The following is a 9,363-nucleotide window of genomic DNA, read 5'->3' as shown; positions in this document are numbered from 1 at the left end:
CCAACCGCGCTTAATGATGCCGCTATCGCTCTCTTACGATCACCGGGCAATTAATGGTGCCGATGCCGCCCGCTTTACGGCCTTCCTGGCCGATGTGCTGACGGATATTCGCCGATTACTGCTGTAACCGTCTCACAGTAAGCCACAAGCGGCGCCCAATGGGCGCCGCTTGTTTGAGACATCAGTTTGGAACATTGAAACCTATTGTTAGCGAAAATCGATGGTTAGCGAAAACCAGGGTTAACGAAAACCTAGTGCTAGCGAATCACGCCCTAACAGATTTACCGCCTAGAATAGTCATCAAGTCGTCGTTTTCCGGCTCTTGAGACGACAGCACCAGCAAAGACTCTAAGCTATTAAGGTGCGTGTATATCGCCTGCTTAGCCGCCTCCGCATCACCACTCGCCAAGTGCCCAAGCAAGTTGGCATGATCGCCTTCCAAGTAGCAAGAAGACAGTCCCGGACGCTTATAGAGAGCGATGACAATTGACGTTCGCAAGACGAGATCGGTCAGCATCGCGCCCAAGATACGATTAGGGGCATACTGAGCAAGGAGATGATGAATATTGAGGGAGTGTTCGATGCGTGACGGTTCGTCACTGTTTTCAAAAGCCTGCTTTTCAAGGGCGACCTGCTTCTCTAACGCCTTGTAAGTCGCCACATCCAGCTTACCCGCCAACAGTGAGACAATCTCACCTTCCACTAATCTACGCGCGGAAAACGTCTCTCGCGTTTCGTCAATCGAAGGCGCTCTGACGCGGGCAACCTGGTTCGGCCGTTGGTCGATAACATGTTCAGCATCAAGCCGTGTTAACGCTTTACGCACCACTGAACGGCTGACTCCAAATACATCACCGATGGTGACTTCAGGCAGTTTTGTATTCGGTGCCAGTCGCTGCATCAGTACCGCAGACCGGATGTGTTCAACAATGTCTTGATCGCTAACGCGACCTTCTTTCGTTTTGGTAAAACTTTTCTTGTGCCAGCCGAGGGTCATGGCCTAACTCTCTAATGAACCTCGACGAAACTTATCATGTTTACCCCTCAGACAACCACTCAGAACCACGCAAAACAATGCCTTAACGGGTAATCGGGTCGATATGTGGGCACAACCACAGCCTTACGACGGGTTGGGTAGAATAAGAATCGCCCGGAAATCGTTAACATTGGTACGGGTTGGCCCCGTTACCACGAGGTCATCTAAAGCGTCAAAGAAACTGTACGCATCGTTACGGGCAAGGTAATCCTGGGCAGAAAGCGATAATGCCTTAGCCCGCTGCCAGCATTCAGGCCCAATTAACGCACCTGCATTATCTTCAGAGCCATCAATGCCATCGGTATCAATCGCAATCGCATAAATGCCATCACACCCTTTTAGCGTATCAAAAAGCCCCAGCAGGTACTCAACGTTGCGCCCTCCTCGACCATTACCACGCACGGTAACGCTCGTTTCGCCACCTGACAGTACCAGCAGCGGACGAGTAATTTCAGCCTGCAACTTGCACGCCATACGCCCCTGGGCAATGCCTAAATCTCTTGCTTCTCCCTCAAGATCATCACCTAACACTCTTACCTCTAGGCCACTCTCTTCGGCGCTGAGCTGGGCGGCCTTCAGTGCATCCCGCGCACGGGCTAGGATAGTCGATTTATCCCGTGCAAATCCTTGGTTCCAGGTCTGAGGCGCACGATGATCGGCCATTAAATGGCGCTTCACATGCTCAGGCACCTCAATCTCATGGCGGGTTAAAATTGCCAAGGCATCTAACGACGTTGTGTTATCCGGCAGCGTCGGGCCTGAGGCAATTAATGAAGGAACGTCACCAGGAACATCCGAAATAAGTAGCGTCACCACTTGCGCGGGGTGCGCAGCGGTGGCCAACCGCCCGCCTTTAATTGCAGACAAATGGCGCCTTACGGTGTTGATTTCACGGATCGGTGCACCGCAGCGAAGCAGCGCCTTATTCAGAGCCTGTTTGTCTTCTAACGAAATGCCGTCCGCCGGCAGGGTCATTAACGCAGAGCCACCGCCTGAGATAAGTGCGATCACTTGATCGTCTTCACCCAGGTTTTTCACTTCATCAAGCATCCGCTTAGCGGCTTGCTCACCCAGCGCATCAGGCATTGGATGAGAGGCTTCAAGTACATCGATATAGCGACAGGCTGCACCATGGTGATAACGGGTCACTACTACGCCTGTTAAGTCGACCTCTTCGCCTGACTCACGAGCGCGTTTTTCCCACGCCAACTCTAATGCACGCGCCATGGCGGCGGCGGCCTTACCAGCGCCCACGACGACAGTTCGGCCTGGCGGTTTTTCAGGCAACTGGGCAGTTAATAAGCTATCGGGATGTACCGCAGCAATGGCCGTTTCGGCCAGTTGATTCAGCCACTGGCGGGTTGCCTCTTCACTGGTAAAAGGCGCCAAGCGAACAAGGGAATTCATCAAAAGACTCCTCGGGCAGGGATCAGGAAAAGGGCTCAAAAAGGAGCTTAGAAAAGAACGTAAACAAAGAGCTTGGAAAGCTTAGTAAAAAGAACTTAATGGCAGGCCAACAGACGCTGGCCTGCCTGACAAAGGCGCGTTATTGGCCAACCTCATGGTCTGCCAGCTTTTCTAAAGCGCGCACAATACCTGCGTGATCCCAATCCTGGCCCCCGTTGGCAACACACGCTTGGAACAACTGCTGTGCATTGGCGGTGCCTGGCAATGACAGGTTTAACGTCCTGGCACCCTCTAACGCCAAGTTGAGATCTTTCTGGTGCAGACGAACGCGGAACCCAGGCTCAAAGGTGCGCTTGATCATGCGCTCGCCATGAACATCGAGGATTTTCGATTGGGCTAAACCGCCCATCAGTGATTCACGCACTTTAGCGACATCAGCACCTGCTTTAGAGGCGAACAGCAACCCTTCTGCCACCGCTTCAATGGTCAGTGCTACCACAATCTGGTTAGCCACTTTGCACGTCTGACCTGCACCGTGGCCGCCGATGTGGGTAATCGTCTTCCCAACAACGTCCAGGTATGGCTTGGCTCGCTCAAACCCTTCCGTTGTTGCGCCCACCATAATGGTAAGCGCAGCGTTAATCGCACCACCTTCACCACCAGAAACCGGCGCATCGACAAACTCTCCGCCCGCATCGGTAATCCGCTTGGCAAATGCCTGGGTCTGCATTGGAGCAATAGAGCTCATATCAATCACCAGGGTACCGGGCTTCAGGCCTTCAATCACGCCTTCCTCACCAAATAACACGCTTTCGACATCGGGCGTGTCGGGTACCATGGTGATAATGACGTCAGACGCTTCAGCCACCGCTTTGGGTGAAGCGACTTCACTCATGCCTTTCTCGGCAAGCGCAGCATCCAAAGTGCCGCGTTTAACAGTCACCAACGAGTGACCAGCGTCGAGCAGGTGCCCCGCCATAGGACGACCCATAATGCCTAAACCAATAAAACCGATCTTACTCATAATTGTTCTCCATTCGCGTCTTTCAGAAACCAACCTATTGTTTCTAAATGATTTAGATTTCCTGAGCTAACGACTATCTACTCACTTGCCTGTTTTAAGTCATACAGGGTTAACGCGCCTTATCTAACCAACCTAAACCTTCTACCGTCGTGGTCTTGGGCTTGTACTCGCAGCCGATCCAGCCGTCATAGCCAAGCTGCTGCAGGTGGCTAAATAAGAAGGGATAATTGATCTCACCCGTTCCTGGCTCATGGCGTCCCGGGTTGTCCGCCAACTGCACGTGAGCGATACGTGCAAAATGCTTTTCAATAGTGGGCGCAAGATCACCCTCCATGATTTGCATGTGGTAGATGTCATACTGCAGCTTTAAGTTATCGCTGCCGACTTCGTCAAAAAGTGCCAACGCCTGCTCGGTGCGATTAAGGAAAAAGCCTGGAATGTCACGGGTATTGATAGGCTCTGCAAGCAGCAAAATGCCGGCTGCTTTGAGTTTTTCGGCAGCGTAGCGAAGGTTTTCGACCAAGGTACGGTGAGCTTCAGCATCACTAACGCCCTCAGGCTGAATACCCGCAAGGCAGTTCACCTGCTTGCACTCAAGCGTAGTGGCATAGTCGATCGCTTTATCCACACCGGCACGAAACTCTTCTACCCGGTCGGGATGGCAAGCAATGCCTCGCTCGCCTGCCCCCCAATCTCCCGCAGGTAAGTTGTGCAGCACTTGGGTTAGGCCATTCGCATCCAAGCGCTGCTTGATGTCAGCTGCCGCATAGTCATAGGGAAAAAGGTACTCAACCCCTTTAAAACCCGCCTTTGCGGCGGCCTCAAAGCGATCAAGAAAATCGACTTCAGTGAACAGCATACTGAGATTCGCGGCAAACTTAGCCATAGTGTTCTCCTAACGTTTTAGCGTCTTAATAACGACTTCAGCGACTTGCCTGGAAGCACCTTGGTGCGTTACGTCAGGCTGGCAATAGAGCTCGGTGCATCGGTTAGGTTTTCAGCTAACGCTTCGAACTCATTAACCCCATCAAGGTCAGTGCCCATCGAGATATTGGTAACGCGCTCTAGAATAATTTCCACCACGACCGGCACACGGTATTGGCGCATTAGCTCACGCGCTTTCTCTAACGCAGGTGCAATCTCATCGGGTGTAGTGACACGCAGCGCTTTACAGCCAAGGCCTTCAGCAACCGACACGTGATCTACGCCGTACTCAGCGAGCGCCGCTTCTTCGTCGGTGTAGTTAATGTTCTTGAACGAGAGCTGGACACAGTAGTCCATGTCGAAGCCACGCTGAGCCTGGCGAATCAAACCGAGATAGGAGTTGTTCACCAGCACGTGGATATACGGCAAGTTAAACTGTGCCCCAACCGCTAGCTCTTCCACCATGAACTGGAAGTCGTAATCGCCAGACAGCGCAACCACTTCGGCATCAGGGTCGGCACGGCAAACACCCAGTGCCGCAGGCACTGTCCAGCCTAGCGGCCCAGCTTGGCCACAGTTAATCCAGTGACGAGGCTTGTACACATGCAGGAACTGAGCGCCGGCAATCTGCGACAAACCGATGGTGCTGATATAGCGCGCATTTTTGCCAAAAACCTTGTTCATCTCTTCGTAAACACGCTGGGGTTTCACCGGCACATTATCGAAGTGCGTTTTGCGCAGTAGCGTGCGCTTACGCTCCTGACACTCTTCGGCCCAGGACCTACGGTTTTTAAGCTGTCCGTTGGCCTTCATTTCACGCGCGACATCGATAAACAGGTCTAGGGCAAGCTTTGCGTCAGAAACGATGCCGTAGTCAGGTCCAAAAATACGACCTATTTGCGTAGGCTCGATATCAACATGAACAAACTTTCTATCTTTTGTATACGTTTCGACATTGCCGGTGTGTCGGTTAGCCCAACGATTACCAATCCCCATGACAAAGTCAGAGGCCAACATGGTCGCATTGCCGTATCGGTGCGACGTTTGCAGCCCCACCATGCCTGCCATTAACGGGTGGTCATCAGGGATCGTTCCCCACCCCATCAGCGTCGGGATCACCGGTACGCCGGTTAGCTCAGCAAATTCAACTAATTGCTCGGCAGCATCGGCATTGATGATGCCACCACCAGCCACGATCAACGGCTTATCGGCTTCGTTGAGCAGCGTCAGTGCTTTTTCAATTTGGGCACGGGATGCTGAGGGTTTATAAGCCGGAAGTGATTCGTAGGTGTCCGGATCAAACTCGATTTCGCTCATCTGCACATCAATGGGAAGATCGATCAGTACCGGTCCAGGACGGCTAGAACGCATAAGCTGGAAGGCTTTCTGGAATGCGCGCGGTACCTGGGCAGGTTCCATCACCGTAACAGACCATTTGGTCACCGGGCCTGCAATCGCCTGAATGTCGACGGCCTGGAAGTCTTCTTTATGCATCTTGGCGCGGGGTGCTTGGCCAGTGATACATAGAATCGGAATTGAATCAGCACTGGCGGAATACAGGCCCGTAATCATATCCGTGCCCGCGGGGCCAGAAGTACCGATACACACACCAATGTTGCCAGCGGTTGTGCGGGTATACCCTTCCGCCATGTGTGAGGCGCCTTCCACGTGGCGTGCTAACACGTGATCTACGCCACCCACTTTACGCATCGCAGCGTAGAAAGGGTTGATCGCAGCACCTGGCACACCAAAGGCAACATCAACACCCTCTTTTTTCAGAACGTGAATGGCGGCTTCTGCAGCTGTCATTTTAGCCATCACAACTTCTCCTCGAAGAGTGAATACATTTAGTATTCATTTTTGTATTTAATTTTGTATACGAGACAATATTCAAAGTATGCGTCATCCGACGCACTGTCAATATTTAATGGAAAATATTTCCACTAAATGAAAATGAATCAATAAAATCATTTAAAATCAAATATTTAATGTTGATTATATTGGGTATAAAAACGTACAAGGGAGCGCCAGTGTGACTAACGAAACGCTCTCGGTATTGGTAAAAACAGGCATGCCAACTGGACCGGTGCTTTTGCATCCAGTCCATACCTTGGTAGACATTGTGTAGATTTAACCCCTCGTGCAGAGCGCTATTGCCATCTGCAACAACTAGCCATCGCGTTTCGCAAGGGCTTGATCGTGCCCGAGCATATCGGAGATTGTTCTCGCGGCTTCTTGCACCAGCGTTTGCAACTTGGCTCGCTCATCCTCGGCAAACTCATGTACCGGCACCATGATACTAACGACGCCCTCCACTACCCCATCATGGTTGTAGAGCGGGTAGGCAATCGATGAAATACCGAAGTGATAGTAAGAATCTGCAATGACATAACCACGCTGACGGTCTTCCTGAACTAAGTCCCATAGAACATCACGCCGGATGGGGGCACCGAGCTCTTTATTAAGTAGTTGGTCGTCAGGATAGAGCGATTCAAATTCCTCTTTTGAGAGATCTGTCAGAAGCAGTCGCCCTAATGACGTGCAATGCAGTGGAATTCGTGTTCCAACGCTAACGCGACGAATCGTGGCATTAGTGGCACCCACACGGGCCACATAAACGGCATCCCTTCCATCGCGAACGGCAATATGACTTGAGCAGCCGGTCTGCTCGCATAGCGACTCAATAACAGGATGGCCTACCTGCACAACATCCAATGAGGCCACATATTCAAAGCCCAGCTTTAGCACGTTAACACCCAGCGAATACAATCCAGTGACCGGGTGATGGCGTAGAAACCCCATATGCTCCAAGGTCTGTACTGCGCGATAAGACGTCGACTGGGGATAACCAACGCGTTTGACGATCTCGGCAAAACTCATTTCGCGATGATGACGATTGAGCTCCATTAAAATCGTCAGCCCTCGTTCAAGCGCGGGAATTAAATGCTTTTTTTCCTTATCACTCATGGCGGGTTAACTCACTTCGTTATTTGTATTATCGAGATAACGTAAAACCCCCAACGCCTGCGCAAATCTACCACTGGCCAATTGCCATTCATGATTTAAAGCAACATTGAGCATGCGTTAAGGAACTGAGCTAATACAGCAGCTATCACCTCTAGAGCGCTAGAAAGTGCTAGCTGCTGACGTCACAACGAGCGAGCTAGTTACTCAGACCACTCTCCAATCAACGCGCGCTCTTCATCTGTCATATTGGTCATGTTGCCAAGGGGCATGTATCCACTGGCCACGACTTGCTGAATGCTCTCTTTGTGATGCAAAATTTGATCAAGGTTATCGTAGGCAAAGCCTGCAGGAGGAGTAGAAAAACCAGGCTGTGTTGGCGATTGGGCATGGCACGCAACGCAGCGCTGCTCAATAACCGCCTGCACGTCAGCAATATCTGTCCCACTCTCTGCACCAGCATTAGCTTGTTGGTTAGCTGGCATCCCTATCCAAAACGCCACCATAATCAAAGCAACGCCTGCCGCAGGATAACCAGGCCGTATTTTCCCAGCATGCATCAACACGAAGTACTGACGAATTAATGCACCCGCAAAAATCAGCAATGCCATGATGACCCATGCATAGGCGTGAGAGTAGGCAAAGGAGTAGTGATTACTGATCATTAATAAGACAACGGGTAACGTAAAGTACGTATTGTGTACCGAGCGTTGCTTACCACGTTTGCCGTCTAACGGATTTGGCGTTTCGCCAGCTTTCATCGCCTTAACCATGCGGCGCTGCCCCGGAATGATCCAGAAGAACACGTTGGCAGACATCGCCGTTGCCATAACAGCACCGGTCAATAGAAATGCGGCACGACCTGAGAACATGTGAGTACTCAGATACGCCACTACCACCATCATGATCGCAACACCAATGCTTAATAGACCATCGCGCTCCATGTTGGGGCTGATGCGCTTACACATTTCGTTATAGACCACCCACCCCAGCAGCAAGAAGGTCAGCGCCAAAACGTTGGCCTGCCAGCCGGTCATATTGGCAGCCCACTCCCAACTACTATTGGGATTAACCAAATAAAAGCCAGGATTAAACATGTACAAAATGATGAATAAAGCGAAGCCAGATAACCAAGTGGTATAAGCTTTCCAGAAGGACCAGTGGAGGTCATCAGGCAGCTTTTCCGGACTGGTGGCATATTTCTGATTGTGGTAGAAGCCGCCACCATGCACGGCCCACATCTCACCAAACACGCCTTTTTTGCGGCAGTTTTCATCTTTGGGGGATTTTAAGCCATTATCTAGCATGACAAAGTAGATAGACTCACCAATCCAGGCAATCGCGGCAATAACGTGTAGCCAGCGAAGCATAAAATTAGAAAAATCAATTAAGTAGGACAGCATGTCGGCTTCCTCGCCTCATTTGTTTGTTGTTAGTCGGCAGCATTAGGTTTTTTATCAGGGCTATTTTTATCGGGACTATTGATTAAGTCTCTTTAGCTGCCGCGATACGTTGAGTAGGCATAGGGCGATAGCAGCAATGGCACGTGATAGTGCTGTGTAGCGTCATTGACCCCAAAGCGAAGCGGTATCACGTTTAAGAAGGCAGGCTCGTTATCCGCAGCTCGGCCAGCCCGACTGGCGAAGTAATCGCCTGCATGAAACTCCAACTCGTACTCCCCTTCTTGTAGCTCGTCGCCATCTAATATGGGATGGTCACAGCGGCCATCATCATTGGTGGTTACCGTTTTGAGGAAGCTGCGTTCACCGTTAACGACACGGTACAGATCAATTTTGACGCCCTCACCTGGGCAGCCTTGCGCAGTATCTAGAACATGAGTTGTCACGTAACCCATTGGTTTCTCCAATATTTTATTAATGTAATTAGAGCCACAACCATGTCTTTTCCCTATGCATTGCTAACAATAAGCAGCTCAACAGCGGGTGAGACACGTCACAGCCCAAAACCCAATGACTACATTTCTATATAAAAAATCGACACATTTCAA

General features: G+C 51.0%; 9 protein-coding genes. 1 reads left to right on the top strand and 8 read right to left on the bottom strand.

Features of this window, described 5'->3' with window-relative positions; all coding sequences use genetic code 11:
* Positions 1-127: 2-oxo acid dehydrogenase subunit E2 (locus tag INT22_RS13445; protein ID WP_193067988.1), on the top strand; the 127-nt coding region annotated here is incomplete at its 5' end.
* A gap of 138 nt (positions 128-265) precedes the next feature.
* On the opposite strand, the gene INT22_RS13440 is transcribed toward INT22_RS13445, so the two are convergent.
* From INT22_RS13440 to uraH, 8 genes are all read right to left on the bottom strand, one after another.
* On the bottom strand, positions 266-997 hold the full coding sequence (locus INT22_RS13440) for a GntR family transcriptional regulator (protein ID WP_193068406.1): 732 nt from the start codon (positions 995-997) through the stop codon (positions 266-268).
* Between the two features lie 123 nt (positions 998-1,120).
* Complete coding sequence (locus INT22_RS13435) at positions 1,121-2,443, bottom strand: glycerate kinase type-2 family protein (RefSeq protein ID WP_193068405.1); 1,323 nt, start codon at positions 2,441-2,443, stop codon at positions 1,121-1,123.
* A gap of 139 nt (positions 2,444-2,582) precedes the next feature.
* The gene (locus INT22_RS13430; protein WP_193068404.1) at positions 2,583-3,467 is read right to left on the bottom strand and encodes a 2-hydroxy-3-oxopropionate reductase; all 885 of its coding nucleotides are present in this window, start codon (positions 3,465-3,467) and stop codon (positions 2,583-2,585) included.
* Between the two features lie 109 nt (positions 3,468-3,576).
* Positions 3,577-4,353 (bottom strand): hydroxypyruvate isomerase, encoded by a 777-nt coding sequence (gene hyi, locus INT22_RS13425; RefSeq protein WP_193068403.1) that lies wholly within the window; start codon positions 4,351-4,353, stop codon positions 3,577-3,579.
* Between the two features lie 68 nt (positions 4,354-4,421).
* On the bottom strand, positions 4,422-6,209 hold the full coding sequence (gcl, locus tag INT22_RS13420) for a glyoxylate carboligase (RefSeq protein WP_193068402.1): 1,788 nt from the start codon (positions 6,207-6,209) through the stop codon (positions 4,422-4,424).
* Positions 6,210-6,560: 351 nt separating this feature from the next.
* Positions 6,561-7,358 (bottom strand): IclR family transcriptional regulator, encoded by a 798-nt coding sequence (locus tag INT22_RS13415; protein WP_193068401.1) that lies wholly within the window; start codon positions 7,356-7,358, stop codon positions 6,561-6,563.
* Between the two features lie 200 nt (positions 7,359-7,558).
* Positions 7,559-8,758, bottom strand: a complete 1,200-nt coding sequence (locus tag INT22_RS13410; RefSeq protein ID WP_193068400.1) for a urate hydroxylase PuuD — start codon at positions 8,756-8,758, stop codon at positions 7,559-7,561.
* 92 nt (positions 8,759-8,850) lie between these two features.
* Positions 8,851-9,210: a hydroxyisourate hydrolase gene (uraH, locus tag INT22_RS13405; protein WP_193068399.1), complete on the bottom strand. Its 360-nt coding sequence runs from the start codon at positions 9,208-9,210 to the stop codon at positions 8,851-8,853.
* Positions 9,211-9,363 lie beyond the last annotated feature (153 nt).

Origin of the sequence: Halomonas sp. 3D7M (assembly GCF_014897885.1) — a bacterium.
GTDB lineage: Bacteria > Pseudomonadota > Gammaproteobacteria > Pseudomonadales > Halomonadaceae > Vreelandella.
Note: the sequence above shows the minus strand (reverse complement) of the source record. Positions and strands in the feature narration are given on the sequence as shown.